Raw genomic sequence first — 26,399 nt, forward strand, 5'->3', positions numbered from 1 at the left:
TCAAGACCTCAGGGGGACACCGCCTCATGGCTGACTTCAAGAAAATCCTGATAGCGAACCGCGGCGAGATTGCCATCCGGATCATGCGGGCCGCCAATGAGATGGGCAAGAAGACCGTCGCCGTCTTTGCCGAAGAGGACAAGCTGGGCCTGCACCGGTTCAAGGCCGATGAAGCCTACCGGATCGGTGAGGGGCTGGGGCCGGTGGCGGCCTATCTGAGTATTGAAGAGATCATCCGCGTGGCCAAGCTGAGCGGGGCGGACGCGATCCACCCCGGCTATGGCCTTCTGTCTGAGAACCCGGATTTCGTGGATGCCTGCGACGCCAATGGCATCACCTTCATCGGCCCCAAGGCCGAGACCATGCGCGCGCTTGGCGACAAGGCCAGCGCCCGGCGCGTGGCCATTGAGGCAGGCGTGCCGGTGATCCCCGCCTCCGAGGTGCTGGGCGACGATATGGACCTGATCCGCAAGCAGGCCGACGAAGTGGGCTATCCGATCATGCTCAAGGCCTCCTGGGGCGGCGGCGGGCGCGGGATGCGGCCCATCAACGGCCCGGAAGAGCTTGAGGAAAAGGTGCTTGAGGGCCGCCGCGAGGCCGAAGCCGCCTTTGGCAATGGCGAAGGTTATCTGGAAAAGATGATCACCCGCGCGCGCCATGTCGAGGTGCAGATCCTGGGCGACAAGCACGGCAATATGTACCACCTTTATGAGCGCGACTGCTCGGTGCAGCGGCGCAACCAGAAAGTGGTGGAACGCGCCCCTGCCCCCTATCTGACCGACGCCCAGCGCGAAGAGATCTGCGAGCTTGGGTACAAGATCTGCAAACATGTGAATTATGAATGCGCGGGCACGGTCGAGTTCCTGATGGATATGGACAGCGGCGCGTTCTATTTCATCGAGGTGAACCCGCGCGTGCAGGTGGAGCACACGGTCACCGAGGAAGTCACCGGCATCGACATCGTGCAGGCCCAGATCAAGATCGCCGAAGGCAAGACCCTTCTGGAAGCCACCCGCAAGGCCAGCCAGGAGGAGGTGCAGCTCAACGGGCACGCGATCCAGACCCGGATCACCACCGAGGACCCGCAAAACAACTTCATCCCCGATTATGGCCGCATCACCGCCTTCCGCGAGGCCACGGGCATGGGCATCCGCCTTGATGGCGGCACGGCCTATTCGGGCGGGGTGATCACGCGCTATTACGATTCGCTGCTGGTCAAGATCACCGCCCACGCGCAAACGCCCCAAGGGGCGATTGCCCGGATGGACCGCGCCCTGCGCGAGTTCCGCATCCGCGGCGTGAGCACCAACATCGCCTTTGTCGAGAACCTGCTCAAGCACCCGACCTTCCTGAGCAATGAATACACCACGAAATTCATCGACACGACGCCCGAGCTGTTCCAGTTCTCCAAGCGGCGTGACCGGGGCACAAAGGTTCTGACCTATATCGCGGATATCACGGTGAACGGGCATCCGGAGACGGCCAACAAACCGAAGCCGCCCGCAGATCTGAAACTGCCGCGCCCGCCGCGCACCCCGCTTGATGCGCCGCCCCTGGGCACGCGCAATATGCTGGAGCAGAAAGGCGCCAAGGCGGTGGCCGACTGGATGCTGGCGCAAAAGCAGCTTCTGATCACCGACACGACCATGCGCGACGGGCATCAGTCGCTGCTGGCCACACGGATGCGCTCGTTTGACATGATCCGGGTGGCGCCCGCCTATGCGCACAAGCTGCCACAGCTTCTTTCGATGGAATGCTGGGGCGGGGCGACCTTCGATGTGGCCTATCGGTTCCTGCAGGAATGCCCCTGGCAGCGCCTGCGCGATCTGCGGTCGGCCATGCCCAACCTGCTGACGCAGATGCTGCTGCGCGCCTCCAATGGCGTGGGTTACACCAACTATCCCGATAACGTGGTGCGGGAATTCGTGCGCCAGGCGGCCGAGACGGGCGTCGATGTGTTCCGCGTCTTCGACTCACTCAACTGGGTAGAAAACATGCGCGTGGCCATGGATGCCGTCATCGAAAGCGGCAAGATCTGCGAGGGCACCGTGTGCTATACCGGCGATATCCTCGACCCGGACCGCGCCAAGTATGACCTGAAATACTATGTCGGCATGGCCAAAGAGCTGGAAGCGGCAGGCGCGCATGTGCTGGGGTTGAAGGACATGGCGGGGCTACTCAAGCCCGCCTCGGCCAAGGTGCTGATCCGAGCGCTCAAGCAGGAGCTGTCGATCCCGGTACATTTCCATACGCATGACACGGCGGGGGCGGCCTCGGCCTCGATCCTGGCGGCGTCGGATGTGGGCGTCGATGCGGTCGACTGCGCGATGGACGCGTTTTCGGGGAACACCTCGCAGGCGACGCTGGGAACGGTTGTCTCGGCGCTCAAGAACACCGAGCGCGACACCGGCATCGACATGGACGCGGTGCGCGAAATCTCGGATTACTGGGAAGAAGTGCGGACGCAATACCGTGCCTTCGAGACCGGGATGCAGGCCCCCTCCTCCGAGGTTTACCTGCATGAGATGCCCGGCGGGCAGTTCACCAACCTCAAGGCACAGGCCGCCTCCCTCGGGCTCGAAGACCGCTGGCCCGAAGTGGCGCGCACCTATGCGGATGTGAACCAGATGTTCGGCGATATCGTGAAGGTGACGCCGTCCTCGAAGGTGGTGGGTGACATGGCGCTGATGATGGTGGCGCAGGGGCTCACGCGCGAAGACGTGGAAGACCCTGACACCGACGTGGCCTTCCCCGACTCGGTCGTCGACATGATGCGCGGCAATCTGGGCCAGCCGCCCGGCGGCTTCCCCGAGACGATCCTGGCCAAGGTTCTGAAGGGCGAAAGCCCCAACACAGAACGCCCCGGCGCACATCTGGAGCCCGTGGACCTTGAAGCCACGCGCAAGGACTTGTCGGAGCAATTGGAAGGCAAGCCGGTGGATAACGAGGACCTCAACGGATACCTGATGTATCCCAAGGTCTTCCTCGACTACATGGGCCGCCACCGCACCTATGGACCGGTGCGCACCCTGCCCACGCGCACCTTCTTCTATGGCATGGAGCCGGGTGAAGAGATCAGCGTCGAAATCGACCCCGGCAAGACACTGGAAATCCTGTTGCAGGCCGTGGGCGAGACGCAGGATGACGGCGAGGTGCGGGTGTTCTTCGAACTGAACGGCCAGCCCCGGGTCATCCGCGTGCCGAACCGTCTGGTCAAATCGCAGACCGCGCAGCGGCCCAAGGCAGAGCCGGGCAACGAGAACCATATCGGTGCCCCGATGCCGGGGGTGGTTGCCAGCGTCGCGGTCAGCGTGGGCCAGGAGGTCAAAGCCGACGACCTTCTGCTGACCATCGAGGCGATGAAGATGGAAACCGGCATCTACGCCGAGCGCGACGCGAAGGTCAAAGCGGTGCATGTGCAGGCCGGTGGCCAGATCGACGCCAAGGATCTGCTGATCGAGTTGGAATAGGCGCATGATGCGCCTTTTCCTTCTTGCGGCGACGGTGGCGGGCCTCACCGCGACTGCGCCCGCCCGCGCGGCTGATCCGGTGGTCGATTTCGCCACCAGCGACGCCGAAATGCAGGCCGCTGTCGCCCGGGCAACTGACAGTCTTGATCTCTTTCTGCGGCATGCGCTTGACGCGCAATCGCGCTCGGTCCCCGACGCCGGTGTGAAGGTGATCGTACCCATTGACGACACTCTGGCCGAGGTGATCTGGGTCGCGCCCTTTGCGCGGACAGGCCAGTCTTTCTTTGGCTATCTTCAGAATGAGCCAGAGCACATGGAAGGCTATCAGGTGGGGGATTCCATTCGCTTCGGCCAGGACCAGATCGCCGACTGGTATCTGAGCCGGGATGGCAAGGTTTTCGGCAATTTCACCACCCGTGTCATGCTACCTCATCTGAGCGAGGAAGACCGCGCATGGCTGTCGGAGATGCTCTCGGATCAGCCTATTCCAAGCGACTGGTGATCGCCCCGCCATGTGGAGCCTTGGCTGAGCCGGGATTTTGCGGCATCATGGCCCCATGAACGCAAGAGACATTGCGTATGGGAGGAGAAAAATCATGTGCCGCATATTCGCCGGGCAGGACCCGGAACGCTATGAACTTGAAACCCGCCGGATGCGCCTGAACGGGCAAAGCACCAGCATCCGGCTTGAAAAATCCTTCTGGGGCATTCTTGACGAAATCGCCTCGGCAGAGGGGATCACGATCCCGGCCTTCGTGTCGAAATTACATGACGAAGTGCTTGAACTGCATGGCGAGCCGAAGAATTTCACAGCCCTGCTGCGCTGTACCTGCCTGGTCTATCTCGACCGCGCGGAAGCCCCGGAAAAGGCGCAGATCGCCGCTGAATAGCGCAAAATCGCGATGTAGTAACCGCTTACTACCCGCACCGTGAAAGGTTTTGGCACACTCTTCGAACACTGGACAATTCGGAGAGAAACATGGCCAAAGCCATACACAGCATGATCCGCGTTCTTGATGAGCAGCGATCGCTGGAGTTCTACAAGACCGCGTTTGATCTCGATGTCGCCGACAGGCTCGACTTCGAGAATTTCACGCTCGTCTATCTCAGCAATGACGCCTGCCCGTTCGAGCTGGAACTGACAATCAACAAAGGCCGCACAGAGCCCTATGATCTGGGCGATGGCTATGGCCATTTCGCCGTGCTGGTCGAAGACCTCGAATCCGAGCACGCACGCTTTGAGGCCGCCGGCCTCGCCCCCCGCAAGATCGTTGAATTTGCCCCCGACGGACAGCTTGTCGGCAAGTTCTTCTTCGTGGCGGACCCCGATGGCTACGAGATCGAGGTCCTGCAGCGCGGCGGGCGTTTCAAATAACAAAGTTCCAAGGGAGGAAGAGAACATGAGTACAACCAGCCAGCAAAAGGGCATGACCCGGCGCGAGTTACTCTCGCGCAGCATGGCGGCGGGCGCGAGCCTTGTCGTCGGCGCGGGATTTGTCGCCGGGGCCAACGGGGCCTGGGCGATGGAAACAACCGCGCTCAAACCTGAAACCATGGCCACGCTGATCCAGATGGCACGCGATATCTATCCACATGACCATGTGGCCGATGAGTATTACGCCGTCGCCGTGAAAGGCTATGACAGCGCCGAGGCCGCCGAAGGCATCGAGGCAGGCATCGCCAAGCTCAATGCCGCAGCACAGGCCGCAGGCCATGACAGCTATCTTGCCATGGGCTGGGAGCGCGACCGCGTCGATGTGTTGCGCGGGATGGAGGATGACCCGTTCTTCCAGCAGATCCGCGGCGGGCTTGTCACCGGGCTTTATAACCAGAAGGCGGTCTGGCCGCTCTTTGGCTATGAAGGCGAAAGCTTCAGCCAGGGCGGGTATATCGACCGCGGTTTCAACGACATCAACTGGCTTTGAGCCATAGCCAACAGAGGAGTACAGACTATGGCTGCACCATTTGAGAAGAGCGACGACAGTGTCATCGTCATCATCGGCACCGGTGCCGGTGGCGGCGTTCTGGCCAATGAACTGGCGCAACGCGGCGTATCGGTCGTGGCGCTGGAAGCAGGCGGGCGGTATCTGCCCGAGGATTACATCAACGACGAGTGGGAAAGCTTCGGGCAACTGGCCTGGCTTGACCCGCGCACCACGTCCGGCGACTGGCGCGTGGCCAAGGATTTCTCCGGCCTGCCTGCCTGGATCGTGAAGGCCGTGGGCGGCACCACCACCCACTGGGCAGGCGCATCGCTGCGCTTCCAGGATCACGAGTGGAAGGCCAAAACCACCTATGGCGAGGTGGAGGGCGCTAACCTGCTCGACTGGCCGATCGACCCGCGCGAGATGGATGACTACTACACCCGCGCCGAAAACAAGCTGGGCGTGACCCGCACCGGCGGGCGCGAGGGCCTGCCCGGCAACAACAACTACCTTGTGTTCGAGAAAGGCGCCAAGGCGCTTGGGTATGAGGAAGTGCACACCGGACGCATGGCCATCAATTCGCAGGATTATGACGGGCGGCTCGCCTGTCAGCAGACCGGCTTCTGCTTCCAGGGCTGCAAATGGGGCGCCAAGTGGTCCGCGGCCTACACGGATATTCCGGCAGGCGAAGCAACCGGCAACCTCGAAGTGCGCGAGCGCGCCCATGTGCTCAGGATCGAGCATGGCGAGGATGGCAAGGTCAACGGCGTGGTCTATGCCGATGCGGACGGCAATGAGCACAAGCAGATGGCCCGCGCCGTCTGTGTGGCGGGCAATTCGTTCGAAAGCCCCCGCCTGCTTCTCAACTCGGCCACGTCGATGTATCCCGACGGGCTGGCCAACAGTTCGGGCCAGGTGGGGCGCAACTACATGCGCCACATGACCGGCTCGGTCTATGCGGTCTTTGACAAGCCGGTGAAGATGTGGCGCGGCACGACCATGGCCGGCATCATCCAGGATGAGGCGCGGCATGACCCGAGCCGCGGATTTGTCGGCGGGTATGAGCTGGAAACCCTGGCGCTTGGCCTGCCGTTCATGGCGGCCTTCCTTGACCCAGGTGCCTGGGGCCGCGAGTTCACCACCGCCCTCGACATGTACGAGAACATGGCCGGCATGTGGATCGTGGGCGAGGATATGCCGCAGGAAAGCAACCGGGTGACGCTCAACACCGATGTGACCGACCAGTTCGGCATGCCGGTGGCGAATGTGCATTTCTCCGACCACCCCAATGACATCGCCATGCGCAACCACGCCTACAAGCAGGGCATCGCGGTCTATGAGGCGGTGGGAGCCACGCGCACCTTCCCGACCCCGCCCTACCCGAGCACGCATAACCTCGGCACCAACCGGATGTCGGAGAAGGCGCAGGATGGCGTGGTCGACAAATGGGGCCGCACCCATGACATCGACAACCTCTTTGTCTCGGACGGATCGGTCTTTACCACGGGCGCGGCAGAGAACCCCACGCTGACCATCGTGGCGCTCGCCATCCGTCAGGCCGAGTACATCGCCTCGGAGCTGTCGGCGGGCAATCTCTGACCCCGCGAGGGCCGTCCTCTTCCCGGCCCCCGATGGGCCCCGGCAGCTTCCCTGATCTGCCGGGGCCTTTTTCGTGATGCCGGATGTGGCGGGGTTTCGCCGCCCTGACCCTGCGATCCGGCAATTCCTTGCCACCCGCGCCCTGCAATCTTGATCGGAACACGGGCTTGGCTCTACCCTAGGGTGTAATATCCCGCTCACGGACCATTCCAGATCAGGGAGAGCTGCGTGACCAAGCAAAGCCTGCGCCGATCCGGCCCCTCAGACACCAGACCAAAACGCCATGTCCTGCTGTTTTTGATCGTCCTGATGCTGTCATCGGGGCTGATGTATCTCGATATGGCCCTGCGCTTCCGCCCCTGAGCGCAGTTTTTTTACCTCGGCTGCATTTTTTGGGTTGCAGGACGGGCCGAGGTTCAATATCTCCACGCTACCCAAGGAAGCGGGTGTAGCTCAGGGGTAGAGCGTTACCTTGCCAAGGTAAATGTCGTGAGTTCGAATCTCATCACCCGCTCCAAAATTCTCTTTTCTCTTCCTGTCCCCAATCAGACGCAGTCCGGTCAGATCCTGTGATCCGGCGCAAGGATTGCCTTGGAACACCGCCAGCATGGGCCTATAAGCGCCTTCGAATGACGGCATAAGGACACCCTCCATGCGCAATGCGAAGGTCACGCGGACGACCGCCGAAACCAAGATTTCGGTCGAGATCAACCTCGACGGCACCGGCCAGTATGACATGGCCACCGGCATCGGGTTTTTCGATCATATGCTGGATCAACTGGCCCGGCATTCGCTGATCGACATGACCATCCGCTGCGAGGGTGACACGCATATCGACGATCACCACTCGGTCGAGGATGTGGGCATCGCCCTCGGGCAGGCTCTGACGCAGGCCGTGGGCGTCAAGAAGGGCATCAATCGCTATGGCAGCTGCCTTCTGCCGATGGATGACGCGCTGGTGCGCGCTGCACTCGACCTCTCGGGTCGGCCCTATCTGGTGTGGCATGTCGACATGCCCACGGCACAGATCAAAACCTTCGACACCGAACTGGTGCGCGAGTTCTTCCAGGCGCTGAGCACCCATGGCGGGATCACCCTGCATGTGGATGCGCTGCACGGGATCAACAGCCACCACATCGCCGAAGCGGCCTTCAAGGCCGTGGCGCGCGCGCTCCGGCAGGCGGTCGAGGTCGATCCGCGCAAGGCCGATGCGATCCCGTCGACCAAAGGCACGCTGTAACGCCCATGAGCACGGTTATCGTCGATTACGAAAGCGGCAACCTGCATTCGGCCGAAAAGGCGTTTCAGCGGATGGCCGCGGAAACGGGCGCAGGTGTCGTGACGGTCACATCGGACCCGGAGGTCATCCGCCGGGCGGACCGGATCGTGCTTCCCGGTGACGGGGCCTTTCCGGCCTGTCGGCAGGCCCTTTTCGATCATCGGGGCGTGTTCGAGGCGATCGAGGATGTGGTCACACAGGGCGGCAAACCTTTCATGGGGATCTGCATCGGCATGCAGATGATGGCCACCCGCGGGCTGGAATATGAAGAAACGCCCGGCTTTGACTGGATCGGTGGCTCGGTCGAACCCATCGCCCCCGCAGATCACAGCTTGAAAGTGCCCCATATGGGCTGGAACGACCTGGTGCTGGACGCCGATCATCCGCTCTTTGACGGGATTGCCACCGGAAAACACGCCTATTTCGTGCATTCCTATCACTTCCGGGTGGCCGATCCGGCGCATCTGCTGGCGCATGTGGAATATGGCGGGCAGGTCACGGCTGTGGTCGGGCGCGACAACCTTGTCGGCACGCAGTTTCACCCCGAAAAAAGCCAGGAGACCGGCCTGCGCATGATTGCCAATTTCCTGCGCTGGCGCCCGTGATCCGCGTTACTTGACGCGCTTCCAGGTCTGGCTCTGGCAGATCGGTCCCTTGCACCCGCCCACGGTCAACTGATTGCCGCTGAGCTTCATCTCGGCATCATATTCAGTGTTATAGGCCGGCACCAAAGCGCGCCCCTGATACGCCCCGCCTCCTGTCGGCGTGACACCCCAGAAAATCATCCGCCCCACATTCTTATGGCTGATCTCCTGCCCGGCAGGGCTGAAGACCTTGACGATCTTGCCGCACAGCGCGCTCGCGCATTTCTGAATGCTGACATGGGCCACCTGGCCCTTCCTGTCGGCCTCGGTGAGCCAGAGCCCGAGCGCCGGCTCGGAAAACGCTGGCGCTGCAAAAAGGGAAAGTCCCAGAACACCTGCCATCATGACACGCATCATGGTGATCCTTCGAAAAATGCCCCTGATTGGCCGGGGCCGAACCGCCGCCGGGCGACACACGCCAAGCGAGCAATATGTAATGCAAAACCCGCGCTCCGTCCAGTGACGACGCGCGGGTCTCGGCAAAAGATAGCTTATGATTTGTTACTTCACGCGGGTCCAGGTCTGACTGCGGCAGAAGCCCAGGACGCAACCCGACACCTCAAGCGAGTTGCCGTTCAGCGACATCTTTGAGTTGTAGGTCTTGTCGCGATCCGGTGCCCAGATCTTGCCACCTGAATAGGCGCCGCCACCGTCGACGTTCATGTTCCAGATCATCTTCTTGCCGATATTCGGGCTGTCGATGGTCTTGCCTGCGCTGTCAAAACCCTTGCCCAGCGTGCCGCAGATCTGGCTGCCGCATGTGGAGATTTCCACATGCGCATAGTTCCCGTCATCGCCGGGCTGGGTTTTCCAGGTGCCCGTGACCGGATCGGCCAGGGCGGCGCCGGCACTGAGCGCGAAGGCGGCGATAGCAACTGTCATACTCTTCATCATGATCTCCTCCCTGAGAATTGAGCGCAGTTTTGGCGATGGCGGACAACGGGATCAAGTCTGACGTTGGGTCGCGTTGCAATTCGCGCGATCCCGTGCCAAACGGCGCCAAGCCTCATCCAAAAGGACCAAAGCCGATGATCCTCTACCCTGCGATTGACCTCAAGGATGGCCAGGCCGTGCGCCTCGTGAAGGGCGAGATGGACCAGGCCACCGTGTTCAATGATGACCCGGCCGCACAGGCCATGGCCTTTGTCGAGGCAGGGTGCGAATGGCTGCATCTCGTTGATCTCAATGGCGCCTTTGCAGGCGAGCCGGTAAACGCCGCCCCTGTCGAAGCGATCCTGGAACGCACGAAAGTGCCTGCGCAACTTGGCGGCGGCATTCGTGATATGGCCACGATCGAGCGTTGGCTCTCAAAGGGGCTGGCGCGGGTGATCCTGGGCACTGTGGCTGTGGAAAACCCCGCTCTCGTGCGCGAGGCGGCCCGTGCCTTTCCCGGCCAGGTGGCCGTGGGCATCGACGCGCGTAACGGGTTCGTGGCCACCAAGGGCTGGGCCGAGGAAACCGACGTCAACGCCACCGACCTCGCGCGGTCCTTCGAGGACGCGGGCGTAGCGGCAATCATCTATACCGACATCAACCGCGACGGCGCGATGCAAGGCCCCAACGTGGAGGCCACGGCCGCCCTTGCACAAGCGGTGTCGATCCCGGTGATTGCCAGCGGCGGGGTCAGCTCGCTCGACGATCTGCGGGCGCTGCGCGATTGCGGCGCGCCGCTGAACGGGGCCATTTCCGGCCGCGCGCTCTATGACGGGGCGATTGACTTGAAAGCGGCGCTGTCGATACTGAAAGCCTGAACCCAAAGGAGGGACTGGCATGATCGGCAAACTGCTTCTGGCCTTTTTCATCGGCATGCCCGCGGTTGTGATGTTCGTCAAACGCCGCGAGATGCACAGCCACTCCGCCCGCGCGATCCTGACCTTTGGCGGCGCGGCGGCGCTGGTCTGCGCCGCGGCCCTCGTTATTCCGCTGATCACTTGCAAGGGCTCGCTTCTCTCCGGCTACAGCGATTGTGCGGTCGGCAGCGCGCTTATTGCCTCGGCCCAGCCTCTGATCGTTGCGGCGGGCAAGGCCTATATCCTGATCGGCATTCCTCTGGCGGCTCTGGCCTTCGTGCTGGACCAGATGCACCGCCGCGCTTAGCCCCCCGCTGCTTTGGCCGTCAGCTTGCCCAAAGCGCCGGTCATCATCTTGATATACTGCGCATCCTCTGAAATCCCGCCCAGATCATCGAGCATGTCCTTGGGATTCTCGTAAGCCAGCCAGACCTGCCCTGCCCCGTCGCGATAGACCAGCACCTTGAGCGGCAGGTACAGCCCGGCCAGCGGGTCATCCTGCATGGCCGGTGTGCCAAGCTTGGGGTTCCCGAAAATCAAAAGCTGGGATGGTGCAAGCTCCAGCCCCGCCTTCATCGCGCCCCCCGCATGATCCACCCGGGCAAAGACGGTGGCCCCCGCCCCTTCGACGGCAGCCTGCAGCGCGTCCATCGTGCTGGCCACATCGCCCGAGGCCTGCACTTTGACGATGTCGTCGCTCATCGCCAGGGCCGGTGCGGCCAGAAGCGAGAGCGCTGCCGCCCATGCAAATCGTTTCATGCTGAAAATCTCCTGTTGGTTCAGTTTGTTTGCCTCACATCCTCTGGTATGTCGCGGCATTTGCACATAAACAATCGCGTGACTGAATGCAGAGGGCAGTTTCATGCTCAAAACCCGGATCATTCCCTGCCTGGACGTGGCCGATGGGCGCGTGGTGAAGGGTGTGAACTTCGTTGATCTTGTCGATGCGGGCGATCCGGTGGAATCCGCCCGCGCCTATGATGCGGCGGGGGCGGATGAGCTTTGTTTCCTCGACATTCACGCAACCCATGAAAACCGGGGCACGATGTTTGACGTGGTGCAGCGCACTGCCGAGCAATGCTATATCCCGCTGACCGTGGGCGGCGGGGTACGCAGCGCGGCGGATGTGCGCGCGCTTTTGCTGGCCGGGGCCGACAAGGTCAGTTTCAACTCGGCCGCCGTGGCCAACCCGGATGTGGTGCGCGAGGCGGCGGACCAGTTCGGCAGCCAGTGCATTGTCGTGGCCATCGACGCCAAGACCGTAAGCCCCGGCAAGTGGGAGATATTTACCCATGGCGGGCGCAAACCCACGGGCATCGACGCAGTGGAGTTCGCCAAGCTGGTCGAGGAAAAGGGCGCGGGCGAGATTTTGCTGACCAGCATGGACCGGGACGGGACCAAGCAGGGCTTCAACCTGCCGCTGACCCGCGCGATCAGCGACGCGGTCAGCATCCCGGTGATTGCCTCTGGCGGCGTTGGCACGCTGGATCATCTGGTCGAAGGCGTCACCAAAGGCGGGGCAAGCGCGGTTCTTGCGGCGTCGATCTTTCATTTTGGCACCTTCACGATACATGAGGCCAAAGAGCATATGGCAAAGGCCGGTATCCCGGTGAGGATGGACGCATGACTTTGGACGAGCTGTCGCAGATCGTGGAGGCGCGCGCCAAGGCGGATCCCGGCGAAAGCTGGACCGCCAAACTGCTTGCGCAAGGGCCTGAAAAGGCAGCGGAGAAATTTGGCGAAGAGGCGGTGGAAGCGATCATCGAAGCGGTAAAAGGTGACCGCGCGCGGCTGACGGCAGAAGCGGCAGATGTGCTGTTTCACCTGCTGGTGATGCTCCGGTCGCGAGATGTGCCGCTGTCGGACGTGATGGACGAACTTGCGCGCCGTCAGGGCCAATCAGGAATTGAGGAAAAGGCGGCGAGGACGAAATGATCCGGCATATCGTGTTTTTCAGCGCCAAGCGCGATGAGGAGATCGAGGCGATTCGAGAGGGGCTCACCATGCTGCGCGACATCCCTCATTCGCAGCATTTCGAAGTCGGGCGCAACCTGCGCAGCGACCAGATTACAGGCACCCCGGTGGATGTGATCGTCTATGCGGAGTTTGCGGACGAAGCCGCGCTGGAGGCTTACAAGGCGCATCCGATCTACGAGGCCTGCATCGCCAAGGTGCGACCGCTGCGAGACGTGCGGATCGCCGCGGATTTCGAAGCAGACAGCTAAAGCGCCCCGCCTTTGATGATGCCGGGCTGATGCGGTGACACGCCTTCGCAAAGACGTGTGACACCGCGCCGCTAAAGCCTGGACGAAATCACGCCCGTGTTGAACCCGCCCATGCGCAGCTCTCCGAACAGGCGCTGGTATTCGATCTTGGGGCACCGGTTCATCACCACCTCGACACCCCGCGCCCGTGCCGTCTCGGCCGCACCTTCATGCCAGACCCCGATCTGCATCCAGATCGTCTTCAAATCGGGGAACCGCTCCAACGCCGCGTCCACAATGGGCGGCACATGCTCGGGACGACGAAAAATATCGACCATGTCGACATCACCTTCGATGTCGTCGAGAGACCCCAAGACAGTGGCGCCGAAGGCCTCCTGGCCCGCATGGCCCGGATTGATGGGAATCACGTCAAACCCCTTGAGCGCGAGGTAGCGCGCGACGTAGTAACTCGGCCGCACATCGTTGAGCGACACGCCCACCACGGCAATCCGCTTGGTGCGTTTGAGGATATCGCGCAGATGCGCGTCTGAGTATGGTTCGTTCATGACTGCTCTCTTAACGTGGTCTTTCCACAAAAAAAAGCGCCCAGAAAACCTGGGCGCCAGTCGCGGAACGAGGGACAGTGAATTGAGACGAGATGTTCCAGATCATCGCCTCGTGGACCTCAGATAGGGTCGAAAATCGATTTGAAAAGAGGGTGTCACCTTCCCGTGACTAAAAAGTTAATGGAAAAAGGGGTTTTGGAAGCGGATTCTTGCCCAAAATCCGGGAAAAGCGTCAATCGAACACGTCTTCCACCACATCCCACAACTCTTCCATAAGCTTCCGGCCCCAGCCGCGCTTGACGATCCGCCTGCTTCTGGATTTTTTCCGTGCCGGGCGCGGCTCGTATTTTTCGGATTTTTTCGGTTTTTGCCGTTTGGTTGTGGCGGCAATCGCCGGTTTGCTTCGCCCGACCTGCGTCGGGACCCCGATCTTGCGGTCGTCTTCCTGATGCTTCGGCATCATCTTCATCTCGTGCAGCGGCGCACCGCAGGCCCGGCAGGCAAGCTCGTGGCGCGCGCGGTCCAGCACCAGGGCAGCCCGGGTGCCGCAATAGCAGCAGGTGGCGATCTTTACGTTATGGGGCATGTCACCTCTGGGCTGGTCGTGTCAGTCGAATAAAGGTAGTCCGCCCACAGGATGCAAGCGCCTACCCCCGCGAAGCATATAGGGCAACCGCCGCCGCGTTCGACACATTGAGCGACCCGAACGCGCCCGCAAACTCGATCCTGACCAACGCATCGCAGGTCTCGCGGGTTTTCTGACGCAGGCCCGGACCTTCGGCACCAAGCACCAGGGCAACAGGCCGGTCGCGGCGCGCATCCAGCACATCCTCGATTGTCTCCGTTGCCTCGCCCGCAAGACCCAGCACCAGATAGCCCATGGATTTCAGCGCCTCCATTGCCTCGGCCAGATTGCGCACCCGCAGATAGGGCTGACGTTCCAGCGCGCCGCTGGCGGTCTTGGCCAGGGCGCCTGTCTCGGGGGCGGAATGATGGCGCGGGGCAATGACGGCGCAGGCCCCGAACACCTCGGCCGAGCGCAGGATCGCCCCCACGTTATGCGGGTCTGTCACACGATCGAGCAGCACCACACGGGGCGGACGCTGACCATCGCCAAGGCAGAGCTGCTCGAGCGGCCCCCAGTCAAGCGGTTTAACCTCCAGCGCAGCCCCCTGATGCACCGATTGCGGATCAATCGGCGCCGGGAATTTGCGCGGATCGGCCATTTCCGGCGTCATGTCCGCCCCGGCAATCGCATCGCCAAGCTTGTCGGCGGCATTCTTGGTGACGATCAGGCGCAGCTTCTCGCGCCTGGGATTCTGCAACGCATCGCGCACCGCATGCAGGCCGAAGAGCCAGACGGTCTCGGCCGCGGCCGCGCGTTTGGCCTGTTCCTTGTCGATCACCCAGCGGGGTTTTTTCATGGCTGCCTCGCCCAAAACATAGAGCGCCGGACAATGCGGCGCGCCTCGCCCGGTTGCAAGGTATTTTCGCCTTGACGGGTGGCATGGGCGCTTGTAATCAGCGCCTCACTGTCCGGCCAGCGCGCCGGGCTCAGTGGGCGACAGGCCGCAAGGTGTGGCAGGGGACTGTAACTCCCTCGCGGAGACGCACGCTAGGTTCGATTCCTAGGTCGCCCACCACTTCTCCACCTCAGGGCATCAGGACATCCGCACGGATATATTGCGCCGTTGCCGCGCTCAGATCATCCAGCAGCAACTCCACCTCGATCGATTGAACCGAGCCCGAGGCGAAAGTCGTCGCGGGCAGGCCATCACTTTCGATGATCGCGTTCGGTGCGGCGGTGCCTTCGTGGCAGGGCGGCAACGGCCAGACCTGCATCGGCCCGCCATTGATCGAATAGCGCATCTGGTGCAGCCCGCAACGCCAGGACCAGATATGCGTGACATAAAGCCAGTCCTGCCCATTGTAATCGCGCAGGGCGACCCAGTTGCCCTTGGTGGCCTCCAGGATGGGCCGTACCTCGGTCGCCGTGGTGAACTTTCCGGTGGCGATCTGCGGCTCGGCCGCGAAGGTCTGCGCGGCCGATGCCCCCTCGTCATCGCTCATGGCGACGCCCGCAAGCAGCCCATTGCCGCCGCTGTTCTGCGCGCCGAACCCTTCGGGCGCGTTCGTGATCCAGGAGCCATCGTTGACCGGCTCGATATTCCAGCTGCCCCCGTCCGCGACCTCCGGTTCGGGCGTGACCTGCTCCACCACCTCTTCGACCGCCTCCTCGACAATCTCCTCAACCGCCTCTTCGACGACCTCTTCGACAACCTCCTCCGGCGCCGTCGCGTCAGGCGTTGCCTCTTCGACCATCACAACCGCCTCTCCCGAAGAGGTCGTTGCGGCATAATCCGTCTCGCCGTCGCTGCCGAGCGTCATGGCCAGCACAAACAGAATCAAATCCAACACGATCTATTGTCCTTCTCAAATTTCGCTCATTCTGTTCTTTTCGTTGCCTGTCGGCCGCCTCTATAGTGAGCCTGCAGGCAAGAGCAGAATTGGGATGAGTATGGCCGGGAACACGGGCAGAATCCAAGACTTCAATATCGTCATCGTCGGACAAGGCGGCAGATTGCAGTTTGAAGCGGCGATTTTTGCGGCCTCCCTGCGGATGATGAGCCCGGATTTCAAGGGTCGGCTGCTGGTGGCGGAGCCTCAGCCCGGTCCCTGCTGGCCGGGTGATCCGCGCATGGGCAATCCCGATGTTAAGGACTTGCTGGACCGCTTTGATGCCGAGATAATCCCTTTTGAGAACAAGCATTTCGGCAAAAGCTACCCCTATGGCAACAAGATCGAGATGCTGTTTGCCCTGCCCAAGGGCGAGCCGTTCGTGTTTTTCGACACCGATACCCTGATCACCGGCGATATTTGCAAGGTGCCGTTCGACTTCGATCGTCCCACCGCTTCCCTGCGCCGCGAGGATACATGGCCCAAGATCGAGCTTTACGGCCCCGGCTATACCGCCACGTGGAAGTCGCTCTATGACAAGTTCGGCCTTGATTTCGAAAGCTCGCTTGACCTGAGCTGGCCCGATGAGTTCTGGAAGCGATACCTCTATTTCAACGCCGGTTTCTTCTTCTACTCCTGCCCGCATGTCTTCGGGCAGCGCTTTCTGGACTATGCGCTGGCCATTCGCGACGACCCGCCCGCAGAGCTGATCTGTCAGGAGCTTGACCCCTGGCTGGATCAGGTGGCGCTGCCGCTTGTGATCCATTCGCTCGGCGGCGGGCGCGATACGCTACCCGAGGGCCTTCTGGATGGAGAAGTGAGCTGTCACTACCGCTTCCTGCCGCTTCTCTATGCGCGCGAGAGCGATCATGTCGTCGAGGTTCTTGAACGGGTGACATCCCCCAACTGGATCAAGCGGGCGCTGAAAAACTATGACCCGATGAAATTCATGATCTATCATGGGCGTGGCCAAAAGGTGCGCGATCTGTTTGATCGCGACGATCTGCCGAAGAAAGAGCAGGCCATCCGCAACAAGATCAAACGCGAAGGCTACTGGATGCGGTGATTTGCTTTTTCGACATTTTGATGCAGGACGGTTTCGACCTCTTCTGAAGCCGGATGACAAAAAGGACAAAGACATGAAGTATTTTGCTTTTTCACTGTTTGCGGTTTTGTTTCTTGCCTCATGCGATCTGTATTCCCGCACCGTCGAAGAAACGATTGTCCAGGATGGCTATCGGTTCAAGGTCGTGCAAACATCCAATGTCAAAGCGCTCAGCAGCAATGACGACGATTTTGCCTACACGATCACCTTTCCCGACGAATCAACGGCAACCACATCCTTGTACTACGAAAAGTTGGGCGCACAGGAAGAGCGGGACAAGCTGATCGCCGACTGGCTGGAGAAGAATTATGCGCCGCGTCCAGCCAAGACCGGTTCAACGGCCCAGAGCGGCAAATCGGAAGAACCGATGAAGGATTCGAACTGATCTTCTGACAAGGTCGGCCCGATCTCCGCACGCATTCCGAGAACGCCGGAGCGCGTTTTAATCCGTTGTGAGCCCCCGGCGGATGGCATAGACAGATTGTCGTATATCCTATGGAGGACCCCCGATGTCAGACCGGATCCACAAAGTCGGCTTCGACACTTTGCAAATCCACGCAGGTGCCCGCCCCGACCCCGCCACCGGCGCACGCCAGACGCCGATCTATCAGACCACGGCTTATGTGTTTCGCGATGCCGAACATGCCGCGGCGCTCTTCAACCTGCAGGAAGTGGGCTATATCTACTCCCGCTTGACCAACCCGACGGTGGCCGTGCTGCAAGAGCGCGTCGCCACGCTTGAGGGCGGTGTGGGCGCGGTCTGCTGCTCCTCGGGGCATGCCGCACAGATCATGGCGCTTTTCCCGCTGATGGGGCCGGGCAAGAACGTGGTCGTCTCCACCCGGCTCTATGGCGGGTCGGTCACGCAGTTCAGCCAGACGATCAAGCGCTTCGGCTGGTCGGCCAAGTTTGTCGATATCGACGACATGGACGCGATCGCCGCGGCCATCGACGACGACACCCGCGCGGTCTTCTGCGAGAGCATCGCCAACCCCGGCGGTCATATCGCCGATCTCGATGCCATCGCGAAAGTGGCCGACAAGGCCGGGCTGCCGCTGATCGTCGACAACACGACAGCCACGCCTTACCTGTGCCGCCCGATCGAGCATGGGGCCACTCTGGTGGTGCATTCGATGACCAAATACCTTACCGGCAATGGCACCGTCACGGGCGGCGTGGTGGTCGATAGCGGCACGTTCGACTGGTCGGCTTCCGACAAGTTCCCGTCGCTCAGCGAACCCGAGCAAGCCTATCACGGTCTGAAGTTCCATGAGACCTTCGGCCCGCTCGCCTTCACCTTCCACGGCATCGCCGTGGGCCTGCGCGATCTGGGCATGACGCTCAACCCGCAGGCGGCGCATTACACGCTGATGGGGATCGAGACGCTCTCTTTGCGGATGCAACGCCATGTGGAAAATGCGCAGGCCGTCGCCGAATGGCTGGAAAAGGACGACCGGATCGAGGCGGTCACCTATGCCGGGCTGAAATCCTCGCCCTATCACAGCCGGATCAAGAAGATCTGCCCCAAAGGCGCAGGCGGGTTGTTCACCGTGGCGCTGAAATCGGGCTATGACGGCTGTGTCAAACTGGTCGACAGCCTGGAGCTGTTCAGCCATGTGGCCAACCTGGGCGACACGCGGTCGCTGATCATCCACTCGGCCTCGACCACGCACCGGCAGCTCACCCCCGAGCAGCAGACCGCCGCCGGGGCCAGCCCCAATGTGGTGCGGATTTCCATCGGTTGCGAGGATGTGGACGACATCATCGCCGATCTGGATCAGGCCTTGGCCAAAGCGTCCGCCTGACGCGCCACGCCCTTTGCCCCGCCGCTGAGGTGATTTGCCTCGCGGCGGGGCTTTTCCTTTTCCTCAGCAGAAACCTGCTGTAAAATCCGATGCGTAAGCGACGGCGTTCCCGGCGCAAGGGTCTGATGTTAAAGCAGTGGCGATGAAACCGAATTTTGCCCTGACATTGTCATTCGAAGGGATTGGCCTGTTGCACCGGGCCTTCCCGGGCTGGCATCTTGTCGGCGACGTGGGGCTGGATTCGACCGATCTGACCGGAGAGCTGGCCGAGCTGCGGCAGAAGGCGCTGCTGCTTGATCCTTCGGGAATGCGGACCAAGATCGTTCTTCCCGACGACCAGGTGAAATACCTAGAAATCAATCACTTGGATGGCGCCGACCTGCAAGAGGCCGTGCAGGCCGCGCTGGACGGAGCAACGCCCTATCAGGTGAGCGAACTCGCCTATGACTTCGCCGAAGAAGGGGACCGGGTCACCATTGCCGCCGTTGCGCGCGAGACCCTGGCCGAGGCCGAGGCCTTTGCGGTCGAACATCAGTTCAACCCGGTCAGCTTTGTCGCCGAATGCGCATCCGCCACCTTTCATGGAGAGCCGTTCTTTGGCCTGACCGTGGCAGCCGCCGATCAGGAGGTCGAGCGCGACAGCGCACCGGTGCGCATAATTGGGGCATCGAAAATGCCCGATCCGGACGCGTCGGCAGATACGCCCGATCCGGATACACCGGAGACAGAGGCCACGTCCGAAACCGCAGAGGCAGCGCCAGAGGCGGACACGCCCGCGGAACCGGAGGCCGGGCCAAGCGACACACCCGCCCCGGAGGCCGCTCCACAAACCGCATCGGAACCGGAAACAGAGCCTGAGCCCGAACCGGCCTCTGCCGAGCCCGCCGAAGAGGTCGTGGATGCGGCCGACGACAATTCGACGCTCGTGGCTGAAAACAGCTTGCCGGAAGACCCGGCCGAGGACACCCCGAAGCCCGAAATCGCGCCGGAAACCGAACCGGAAACCGAAGCTGACCCTCCTGCCGCACCCGCCGCTGCCTTCTCCAGCATCCGCGCGCGCCGGGACGATGCCGGCTCTGCGCCGCCGCGTCTGGACGGGGTACAGCGGGATATGGCGCCACCGCGGATCACGCTCGGGGCCGCCATCACCCCCGAGCAACCCGAGGAACCGCCCGCAATCACCGGCATCTCCGACGCGGCCCTGCCCGAAGACGAAGCTGCAACAGTGGCCCCGGTGCTGCTGCACAGCGACGACGCCGATGCGGCGGCCGCGGAAGACACGCCACGGGCCCACACCCCGGCACCCGCCGCCTCCGCGCAGGCAAAAGCGGCGGCCTTCTTCACCCGCCGGTCGCGCGACAAGACCCGCAAGCCCGACACCCGCCGCTCGGCCATTCCCGATCCGCAGGACGAAAAACAGCGCATGACCATCTTCGGCGCGCGCGAGCCGGTCGCCGTTGGCGGAAAACCGCGTTTCCTGGGGGTGATCCTGACGGCGGTATTGCTGCTGTTTCTGATCGGTGTCGCGGCCTGGGCCTCGATCTTCATGGATGACGGGCTGGCCCGGTTCTTCCGCTCCGAGCCCGATCCCGTGCCTGCGGTGGCAGATATCCCCGTGACCGACCCCGTTGAGGAGGTGGAGGAGGATGTCGAGCTGGCCTCTTTGCAGCCGAACGAGCCCATTTCTGTGCTGGACGATCCGGCAACCGAAATCCTCAGCCGTGTTCAACCGTCGGATCTGTCCCCCGATGAGGCCCGCGCGCGCTATGCCGCGACCGGCATCTGGCAACTGGCCCCGGAGCCGTCGCGCTCTCCGGTGCCGAGGGACATGGAGGATTTCTATCAGACCTCGCTGGACCCTGCGCCCGATTTTCAGGATGCGGTCGCGCTCCCTGAGACGGCACGGGCCTATACGGATGGCATGATGTTCTCGCCCGCGCCTCCCCCGGCGTCGGACACACGGTTTATCTTTGACAGCCGCGGGTTCGTCCTGGCGACCCCGGAAGGGGCGCTGACGCCCGACGCGGTGCGGGTTTTTGCCGGGCGTCCGCCGGTCCTGCCTCCGTCACAGCGCAGCACGCCCGAGACACAAGGCACAGAGCCCGCCGAACAGGCGACCGATGCTCTGGTCGCCGCGATCAGGCCACGGGCACGCCCGGACGACCTGGCCGAACAGATCGAACGCAGCGAGTTGAGCGGCCGGACCCGCTCGGAACTCGCGGCGCTGCGCCCCAAACTGCGACCCGAGAGCGCCCAGGAAGCTGCCGAGGCGGCTGAGGCTGCGCGCAAACAGGCCGAAGCGGAGGCCGCCGCCGCCTCGACAACAGATCCCGAAGCTCTGGCCGCCGCGCTGACCGAAGCGGTCCAGACCCCCGACCCCTTTGCCGGTGCCACCCCGCAGGCTGTGCGCGCCTCGCTCAAGCCGAAAACCAAGCCGAGCAATTTCGACCGGATCGTGCAGCGCGCGCAGCGCAATCAGGACCGGCAGCAAGACAACGCAGGTGCCACCCAGGAAGAGGCCGTCGCGGTGCTCGCCTCTCAACGGGTCAGCCCGAGCATTCCAACCACCGCTTCGGTGGCCAAACGCGCGACCGAGCGTAACGCCCTCAAGTTCAAGCGCGTCAACCTGATCGGCGTATATGGCACGCCCAACAAACGCCGCGCCCTGGTGCGCATGTCCAACGGCCGCTACAAGAAGGTACAGGTTGGTGACCGGCTGGACGGGGGCAAGGTGCAGGCGATCGGCGATGATGACCTGCGCTATGTCAAAGGTGGCCGGACGGTCGTTCTCAAGATGCCGCGCGGTTAGCGCGCATCGGGCAGGACCGGCGCAGGCGCGCGAAAACACCCGGAAATCTGCACATCCTTTCAGCCGGGCGTTTTCTTTAACTTCGAAACACCCGGCTAATCCTTGCGCGTCCTGCCGAGATTGGGGATGATCGGGACAACCCGCCTCCGGGAAAGGACCCCCAATGGAAGGTGCCCTGTTTCAGGCAACCATATTCCTGACTGCTGCCGTGATCGCCGTGCCCATTGCTGCCCGCATGGGGCTCGGCTCGGTGCTGGGGTATCTCGCGGCCGGTATCCTGATCGGCCCCGTGCTGGGCCTTGTGGGGGGCTACCAGACGGTCGAGCTGCAACATATCGCCGAGTTCGGCGTGGTGATGATGCTTTTCATCATCGGGCTGGAGCTGGAGCCGCGCGCGCTTTGGGATATGCGCCACAAGCTCATCGGGCTTGGCGGGCTTCAGATCGGGATCACCACACTGGCCGTCATGGTGGGGGCGATGGTGCTGGGACAGTATTGGTCGGTCGCTCTGGCCATCGGCCTCATATTTGCGCTCTCCTCAACCGCGATGGTGCTGCAAACCCTCTCGGAAAAAGGGCTGATGCAGACCGGCGGCGGGCGCTCGGCCTTCTCGGTGCTGCTGACACAGGACATCGCCGTGATCCCGATGCTGGCGCTGCTGCCGCTTCTGGCCCTGCCAAAGCCGCCTGAAATGGTGCTTGCCGAAACGCTGGAGCGGCTCTCCGAAGGCTCCGGCAAGGGCGAGAACGCAGCCCATGAGGCCGCCATATCGCTGATCCAAAGTCTGCCCGGCTGGGGGGCGACCCTGCTCACCATCGGCGTGGTGGCCGGGATTATCCTGACGGGTGTTTATCTCACACGGCCTGTGTTCCGCTTCATCCACCATGCCCGCCTGCGTGAGATGTATACAGCGCTGGCGTTGCTGATCGTTGTGGGCATCGCTTTTCTGATGAACCTCGTCGGGCTCTCGCCCGCCCTTGGCGCGTTTCTGGCCGGGGTCGTTCTGGCCTCCAGCGAGTTCCGGCACGAGCTGGAAAGCGATATCGCCCCGTTCAAGGGCATGCTGCTGGGGCTTTTCTTCATCACCGTCGGCGCCGGGATCAATTTCAACATTCTGGCCAGCCAGACCTTTCAGGTGCTGGGCCTTGCCCTGGCGATCATCCTGATCAAGGGGGCAATCCTCTATGTCCTCGGCCGCGCCTTCGATCTGCGCGGGCGCAATCTATGGCTCTTCACCCTGTCACTCGCTCAGGCGGGCGAGTTCGGCTTCGTGCTCATCTCCTTTTCCAGCCAGCAAAACGTGATCCCGCAGGAGATGAAAGAACTGCTTTTGCTGGTCGTCGGCCTGACCATGCTGATCACCCCGCTTCTGTTCATTCTCTACGATGTCCTGTCGAGCCGCATGGAAGAGGCCGGCGAAACCCCGGATGCCGATGAGATCGACGATCAGGGTCCGGTCATCATCGCCGGGATCGGCCGCTTCGGGCAGGTCGTGAACCGGCTGGTGCGCTCCAGCGGCTACAAGACGGTGGTGCTCGATCATGATCTGACCGCGATCCAGCGCATGCGCCGCTTTGGCGTGCGCGGCTTTCTGGGCGATCCGACACGGCCCGACCTCTTGCATGCCGCCGGGCTGAAGGACGCGCGCGTGCTTGTGGTGGCGCTTGACGATCCGGCCTCCGCCACGCGGCTTGTGGCCTTTGCCCGGCGCGAACGTCCCGATCTTCACATCATCGCGCGCGCGCGCGACCGGACCCATGTGTTCCGGCTCTATCAGGCCGGGGCCGACGATATCGTCCGCGAGATGTTCGACAGTTCCCTGCGCGCCGGGCGCTATGTGCTTGAGAATGTGGGCCTGAGCGAGTTCGAGGCCGCCGAGCTGGAAAAGACGTTCTACAAACATGACCGTCATTCAGTGCAGGAGCTTGCCAAACTGTGGGATCCGAACCTGCCCACGGTCGAGAACAAGGCCTATATCGCCCGCGCGCTGGAGCTGGAAAAAGACCTTGAGACGATGCTGCTCACACAGCTCGAAGAAGGCGTGGCAATCGCGGCCGAGGATGACGAGGAGGCAGGTTAGCCGTCCGACACCCCCGCCTCGGCGAAGGTGGCCATACCCGAATGGCACGCCAGTGCCGCCTTGACCACAGAAATCGCAAGCGCCGCCCCCGACCCCTCGCCCAACCGCATCCCCAGATCGAGCAGCGGCGCCTTGCCGATCCGCTCAAGCAGGGCCTGATGCGCCCCTTCGGCGCTTTTGTGCCCGGCCATCGCATGGCCCAGCGCCCGCGGGTTGGCCGCATGCAGACAGGCCGCCGCCGCCGTGCAGATAAATCCGTCCAGGATCACCGGAATACGCAGGTGGCGCGCCCTCAGAATGGCCCCCGCCATCGCCGCAAGCTCTCGCCCGCCGAGGCAGCGCAACGCTTCAAGGCCGTCTCCTTCGGCCTGTGGATTGGCCGCAAGCCCCTCCGCCACCACCGCCGCCTTGAGGGCAAGCCCGCTCTCATCCACGCCGGTGCCACGGCCCACCCAATCCGTGGACTGACCGCCATAGAGCGCATGTGCAATCGCCGCGGCCGACGTGGTGTTGCCGATGCCCATCTCGCCCGTGACCAAAAGATCGGCCTGCGTGTCCACCGCGTCCCACCCGGTTTGCACCGCCTGCAGGAACTCCGCGTCATTCATCGCCGGGCCTTCGGTGAAATCCGCCGTCGGCACGTCCAGCGCCAGTGCATGCACATCCATGCGTGCCCCGACCGTGCGCGCAAGCTGGTTGACCGCCGCGCCCCCGGCCTGAAAGTTCAGCACCATCTGCTCGGTCACATCCGCCGGAAAGGCCGAGACGCCGCGCGCGGTGACCCCGTGATTGCCCGCAAAAACGATGATCTGCGGGGCCGTCACCTCGGGCCGTGCATCACCGCGCCAGCCACAATACCAGATCGCGATCTCCTCCAGTCGGCCCAGTGCGCCCGGCGGCTTGGTCAGCACCGCATCGCGCGCGCGGGCCGCAGCCATGGCCTTCTGGTCTACATCGGTCAAATCGCGCAGAGCGGCGCAGATATCGTCAAGGCTGGCAAATTGCATGACGCCTTCGTCCTTCGTTGTACTTCCTGTTGGTTTCGATGTATCGCAGGCCACGCCCCTAGCCGCATCAGAAATGTGCCATGCCGGACGATAAAATCACCCCTGCCCTGATCCGGGCCTCCGATCCGGTCACAGCGCTCAGCCTGCTGACGCGCCTGCCCCTGCCCGCCCGACAGACGACGCGCGCGGCCGAGGCCGCCTGGGCCTATCCCCTGGCCGGTCTGGTGGTCGCGGGGCTTGCGGCCCTTGTCGGTCTGGCGGCCCTGGGCCTTGGCCTGCCGGCGCCTCTTGTGGCCATGCTGGTGCTCGGCGCACAGGTGATGCTGACCGGCGCGATGCACGAAGACGGGCTTGCCGATATGGCCGACGGGTTGTGGGGCGGATGGGACAAGGCCGCGCGGCTGGAGATCATGCGCGACAGCCGGATCGGCACCTATGGCGTGATCGCGCTCTGCCTTGGCCTCGCATCTCGTTGGGCAGCACTCTGGCTGCTGTTCGATGCCGGGGCCGGACCCGCCACCGCCGCCCTTCTGGCCGGGTCTGCCCTCTCGCGCGCGGGCATGCCGGTTCTGATGGCCGCCCTGCCCCATGCGCGCAGCGACGGGCTGTCACATCTTGTCGGGGGTGTTCCGCCGCGCAGCGCCGCCCTGGGTACGGGCATTGCTGTCGCCTGTGCGCTGGCGCTTCTGGGTGCCGCCGCCTTGACCGCCACATTGTGCGCCGCCATCGTGCTGGCCGGGCTTGCTGCACTTGCCAGGCAGAAAATCGGCGGACAAACCGGCGACATCCTGGGGGCCAGTCAGCAACTGACGGAAATCGCCGTGCTCTTCACCTGCACAGCCCTTCTCACATAAGCGAAGGGCCAGCCCCTTTCGGAACCGGCCCCTGCTTTCATTGTTCCAGAAATACTCAGATCACGCGGCGCGTGACACCAGCACGTCGTCAACTTTCTTTGCCGCCGACACCTCGTCGCCGCCATTCACGGCCGCCACTTCGCGGGTCAGGCGCTCAAGCGCGGCCTCATAAAGCTGGCGCTCCGAATAGCTCTGCTCGCGCTGATCGTCAGTGCGGTGCAGGTCGCGCACGACCTCGGCAATGGCGATCAGATCGCCGGAATTGATCTTTTGCTCGTATTCCTGCGCCCGACGCGACCACATGGCGCGCTTCACCTTGGCCTTGCCCTTCAGCGTGGTCATCGCCTTGGACACGACATCGGGGCTCGAGAGGCTGCGCATGCCGATTTCGGTCGCCTTGTTGGTGGGCACCCGCAACGTCATCTTGTCCTTTTCGAACGAGATCACGAACAGCTCCAGCGTGATGCCGGCGATCTCCTGTTCCTCGATCGAAACGATCTGGCCCACACCATGGGCCGGGTAGACGACATAGTCATCGGGGCGGAATTCGGATTTGGTCTTGCTCATTCAGGTTTTCCTTACGAGGGCGCCCTTTTGAACGCATCCGCCGGGTCACAGGCCATTTGGCCGCAGGACACAAGGCAGTAAGCGCAAAGAAATCCATCCCCATGCGGCAGCACGGGCAGACGGATATCAGGCTGGAATCTTCACATGTGGCAGAATCATAACACAAAAACGGGTTTTCCGCCAGAGCAACACTGCAAAGCGATGTTTCTCCGTGGGAAAAAGAGCTTCCCGCGCTTGC

The 26,399-nt window shown here is 62.7% G+C and carries 29 protein-coding genes and 2 tRNA genes; 22 read left to right on the top strand and 9 right to left on the bottom strand.

Annotated elements, in window-relative coordinates; translation table 11 throughout:
* Positions 1 to 26: 26 nt before the first annotated feature.
* The 10 genes from EI983_RS12045 (at position 27) to hisH (ending at position 8,878) form a co-directional block, all read left to right on the top strand.
* On the top strand, positions 27 to 3,470 hold the full coding sequence (locus tag EI983_RS12045) for a pyruvate carboxylase (protein WP_157707632.1): 3,444 nt from the start codon (positions 27 to 29) through the stop codon (positions 3,468 to 3,470).
* A gap of 4 nt (positions 3,471 to 3,474) precedes the next feature.
* The gene (locus EI983_RS12050; RefSeq protein WP_157707633.1) at positions 3,475 to 3,972 is read left to right on the top strand and encodes a YegJ family protein; all 498 of its coding nucleotides are present in this window, start codon (positions 3,475 to 3,477) and stop codon (positions 3,970 to 3,972) included.
* Between the two features lie 94 nt (positions 3,973 to 4,066).
* On the top strand, positions 4,067 to 4,360 hold the full coding sequence (locus EI983_RS12055; RefSeq protein WP_157707634.1) for a ribbon-helix-helix domain-containing protein: 294 nt from the start codon (positions 4,067 to 4,069) through the stop codon (positions 4,358 to 4,360).
* Between the two features lie 89 nt (positions 4,361 to 4,449).
* Complete coding sequence (locus EI983_RS12060; RefSeq protein ID WP_157707635.1) at positions 4,450 to 4,845, top strand: VOC family protein; 396 nt, start codon at positions 4,450 to 4,452, stop codon at positions 4,843 to 4,845.
* A 25-nt stretch (positions 4,846 to 4,870) separates the two neighbouring features.
* Positions 4,871 to 5,395 (top strand): Twin-arginine translocation pathway signal, encoded by a 525-nt coding sequence (locus tag EI983_RS12065; RefSeq protein ID WP_157707636.1) that lies wholly within the window; start codon positions 4,871 to 4,873, stop codon positions 5,393 to 5,395.
* Between the two features lie 27 nt (positions 5,396 to 5,422).
* The gene (locus tag EI983_RS12070) at positions 5,423 to 6,994 is read left to right on the top strand and encodes a GMC family oxidoreductase (RefSeq protein WP_157707637.1); all 1,572 of its coding nucleotides are present in this window, start codon (positions 5,423 to 5,425) and stop codon (positions 6,992 to 6,994) included.
* 228 nt (positions 6,995 to 7,222) lie between these two features.
* A complete protein-coding gene (locus EI983_RS19455) occupies positions 7,223 to 7,357 on the top strand; it encodes a hypothetical protein (RefSeq protein ID WP_281356432.1) in 135 nt (44 codons plus the stop codon).
* Between the two features lie 79 nt (positions 7,358 to 7,436).
* Positions 7,437 to 7,511: transfer RNA gene (locus tag EI983_RS12075), tRNA-Gly, on the top strand.
* Between the two features lie 135 nt (positions 7,512 to 7,646).
* A complete protein-coding gene (gene hisB, locus EI983_RS12080; RefSeq protein ID WP_157707638.1) occupies positions 7,647 to 8,234 on the top strand; it encodes an imidazoleglycerol-phosphate dehydratase HisB in 588 nt (195 codons plus the stop codon).
* 5 nt (positions 8,235 to 8,239) lie between these two features.
* Positions 8,240 to 8,878: an imidazole glycerol phosphate synthase subunit HisH gene (gene hisH, locus EI983_RS12085; RefSeq protein WP_157707639.1), complete on the top strand. Its 639-nt coding sequence runs from the start codon at positions 8,240 to 8,242 to the stop codon at positions 8,876 to 8,878.
* A gap of 6 nt (positions 8,879 to 8,884) precedes the next feature.
* Here the strand turns inward: hisH and EI983_RS12090 are convergent, their stop codons facing one another.
* Both EI983_RS12090 and EI983_RS12095 read right to left on the bottom strand, forming a co-directional pair.
* A complete protein-coding gene (locus tag EI983_RS12090; protein WP_157707640.1) occupies positions 8,885 to 9,271 on the bottom strand; it encodes a DUF2147 domain-containing protein in 387 nt (128 codons plus the stop codon).
* Between the two features lie 147 nt (positions 9,272 to 9,418).
* The gene (locus EI983_RS12095; RefSeq protein WP_157707641.1) at positions 9,419 to 9,808 is read right to left on the bottom strand and encodes a DUF2147 domain-containing protein; all 390 of its coding nucleotides are present in this window, start codon (positions 9,806 to 9,808) and stop codon (positions 9,419 to 9,421) included.
* Between the two features lie 137 nt (positions 9,809 to 9,945).
* Between EI983_RS12095 and hisA the strand changes: the two genes are divergently transcribed.
* Both hisA and EI983_RS12105 read left to right on the top strand, forming a co-directional pair.
* Positions 9,946 to 10,668, top strand: a complete 723-nt coding sequence (hisA, locus tag EI983_RS12100; RefSeq protein WP_157707642.1) for a 1-(5-phosphoribosyl)-5-[(5-phosphoribosylamino)methylideneamino]imidazole-4-carboxamide isomerase — start codon at positions 9,946 to 9,948, stop codon at positions 10,666 to 10,668.
* Positions 10,669 to 10,687: 19 nt separating this feature from the next.
* On the top strand, positions 10,688 to 11,014 hold the full coding sequence (locus EI983_RS12105) for a hypothetical protein (protein ID WP_157707643.1): 327 nt from the start codon (positions 10,688 to 10,690) through the stop codon (positions 11,012 to 11,014).
* Here the strand turns inward: EI983_RS12105 and EI983_RS12110 are convergent.
* Entirely contained in the window at positions 11,011 to 11,466 is a 456-nt protein-coding gene (locus EI983_RS12110) for a DUF302 domain-containing protein (RefSeq protein WP_157707644.1), read from the bottom strand. The genes EI983_RS12105 and EI983_RS12110 overlap by 4 nt on opposite strands.
* 103 nt (positions 11,467 to 11,569) lie before the next feature.
* Here EI983_RS12110 and hisF point away from each other — a divergent pair, with 103 nt between their 5' ends.
* Genes hisF through EI983_RS12125 form a run of 3 tightly spaced genes read left to right on the top strand, consistent with a single transcriptional unit; the run spans position 11,570 to position 12,932 of the window.
* Entirely contained in the window at positions 11,570 to 12,334 is a 765-nt protein-coding gene (gene hisF, locus EI983_RS12115) for an imidazole glycerol phosphate synthase subunit HisF (RefSeq protein ID WP_157707645.1), read from the top strand.
* A complete protein-coding gene (locus tag EI983_RS12120; RefSeq protein WP_157707646.1) occupies positions 12,331 to 12,642 on the top strand; it encodes a phosphoribosyl-ATP diphosphatase in 312 nt (103 codons plus the stop codon). The genes hisF and EI983_RS12120 overlap by 4 nt, the downstream gene beginning before the upstream one ends.
* Positions 12,639 to 12,932 carry a Dabb family protein gene (locus EI983_RS12125; protein ID WP_157707647.1) on the top strand — a complete coding sequence of 98 codons (294 nt, stop codon included), beginning with the start codon at positions 12,639 to 12,641 and terminating at the stop codon, positions 12,930 to 12,932. Before EI983_RS12120 ends, EI983_RS12125 begins: the two co-directional genes overlap by 4 nt.
* 71 nt (positions 12,933 to 13,003) lie before the next feature.
* Here the strand turns inward: EI983_RS12125 and EI983_RS12130 are convergent, their stop codons facing one another.
* The 3 genes from EI983_RS12130 to rlmB all read right to left on the bottom strand — a co-directional run bounded on the left by EI983_RS12130 (position 13,004) and on the right by rlmB (position 14,901).
* The gene (locus EI983_RS12130) at positions 13,004 to 13,477 is read right to left on the bottom strand and encodes a CoA-binding protein (RefSeq protein WP_157707648.1); all 474 of its coding nucleotides are present in this window, start codon (positions 13,475 to 13,477) and stop codon (positions 13,004 to 13,006) included.
* 232 nt (positions 13,478 to 13,709) lie between these two features.
* Complete coding sequence (locus EI983_RS12135) at positions 13,710 to 14,063, bottom strand: hypothetical protein (RefSeq protein ID WP_157707649.1); 354 nt, start codon at positions 14,061 to 14,063, stop codon at positions 13,710 to 13,712.
* A 61-nt stretch (positions 14,064 to 14,124) separates the two neighbouring features.
* Complete coding sequence (rlmB, locus tag EI983_RS12140) at positions 14,125 to 14,901, bottom strand: 23S rRNA (guanosine(2251)-2'-O)-methyltransferase RlmB (RefSeq protein WP_157707650.1); 777 nt, start codon at positions 14,899 to 14,901, stop codon at positions 14,125 to 14,127.
* Between the two features lie 135 nt (positions 14,902 to 15,036).
* On the opposite strand from rlmB, the gene EI983_RS12145 reads away from it, so the two are divergent.
* Positions 15,037 to 15,120 (top strand) — tRNA-Tyr (locus EI983_RS12145).
* A gap of 10 nt (positions 15,121 to 15,130) precedes the next feature.
* Here the strand turns inward: EI983_RS12145 and EI983_RS19340 are convergent.
* Positions 15,131 to 15,895 (bottom strand): hypothetical protein, encoded by a 765-nt coding sequence (locus EI983_RS19340; protein WP_246162153.1) that lies wholly within the window; start codon positions 15,893 to 15,895, stop codon positions 15,131 to 15,133.
* Between the two features lie 100 nt (positions 15,896 to 15,995).
* Here EI983_RS19340 and EI983_RS12155 point away from each other — a divergent pair, with 100 nt between their 5' ends.
* The 5 genes from EI983_RS12155 to EI983_RS12175 all read left to right on the top strand — a co-directional run bounded on the left by EI983_RS12155 (position 15,996) and on the right by EI983_RS12175 (position 23,733).
* Positions 15,996 to 17,000 carry a hypothetical protein gene (locus EI983_RS12155; RefSeq protein ID WP_157709080.1) on the top strand — a complete coding sequence of 335 codons (1,005 nt, stop codon included), beginning with the start codon at positions 15,996 to 15,998 and terminating at the stop codon, positions 16,998 to 17,000.
* Positions 17,001 to 17,073: 73 nt separating this feature from the next.
* Positions 17,074 to 17,424 (top strand): hypothetical protein, encoded by a 351-nt coding sequence (locus tag EI983_RS12160; protein ID WP_157707651.1) that lies wholly within the window; start codon positions 17,074 to 17,076, stop codon positions 17,422 to 17,424.
* 124 nt (positions 17,425 to 17,548) lie between these two features.
* On the top strand, positions 17,549 to 18,844 hold the full coding sequence (locus EI983_RS12165) for an O-acetylhomoserine aminocarboxypropyltransferase/cysteine synthase family protein (RefSeq protein ID WP_157707652.1): 1,296 nt from the start codon (positions 17,549 to 17,551) through the stop codon (positions 18,842 to 18,844).
* A 142-nt stretch (positions 18,845 to 18,986) separates the two neighbouring features.
* Entirely contained in the window at positions 18,987 to 21,653 is a 2,667-nt protein-coding gene (locus tag EI983_RS12170) for a hypothetical protein (RefSeq protein ID WP_157707653.1), read from the top strand.
* A gap of 163 nt (positions 21,654 to 21,816) precedes the next feature.
* The gene (locus tag EI983_RS12175) at positions 21,817 to 23,733 is read left to right on the top strand and encodes a cation:proton antiporter domain-containing protein (RefSeq protein ID WP_157707654.1); all 1,917 of its coding nucleotides are present in this window, start codon (positions 21,817 to 21,819) and stop codon (positions 23,731 to 23,733) included.
* Here the strand turns inward: EI983_RS12175 and cobT are convergent.
* Positions 23,730 to 24,740 (bottom strand): nicotinate-nucleotide--dimethylbenzimidazole phosphoribosyltransferase, encoded by a 1,011-nt coding sequence (gene cobT / locus EI983_RS12180; RefSeq protein WP_157707655.1) that lies wholly within the window; start codon positions 24,738 to 24,740, stop codon positions 23,730 to 23,732. The genes EI983_RS12175 and cobT overlap by 4 nt on opposite strands.
* A gap of 80 nt (positions 24,741 to 24,820) precedes the next feature.
* Between cobT and cobS the strand changes: the two genes are divergently transcribed.
* Complete coding sequence (gene cobS / locus EI983_RS12185) at positions 24,821 to 25,594, top strand: adenosylcobinamide-GDP ribazoletransferase (protein ID WP_157707656.1); 774 nt, start codon at positions 24,821 to 24,823, stop codon at positions 25,592 to 25,594.
* A 60-nt stretch (positions 25,595 to 25,654) separates the two neighbouring features.
* Here cobS and EI983_RS12190 read toward each other — a convergent pair whose 3' ends face one another.
* Complete coding sequence (locus EI983_RS12190) at positions 25,655 to 26,161, bottom strand: CarD family transcriptional regulator (RefSeq protein ID WP_157707657.1); 507 nt, start codon at positions 26,159 to 26,161, stop codon at positions 25,655 to 25,657.
* Positions 26,162 to 26,399: the final 238 nt, after the last annotated feature.

Source organism: Roseovarius faecimaris (assembly GCF_009762325.1).
In the GTDB taxonomy this organism is placed as follows: domain Bacteria; phylum Pseudomonadota; class Alphaproteobacteria; order Rhodobacterales; family Rhodobacteraceae; genus Roseovarius; species Roseovarius faecimaris.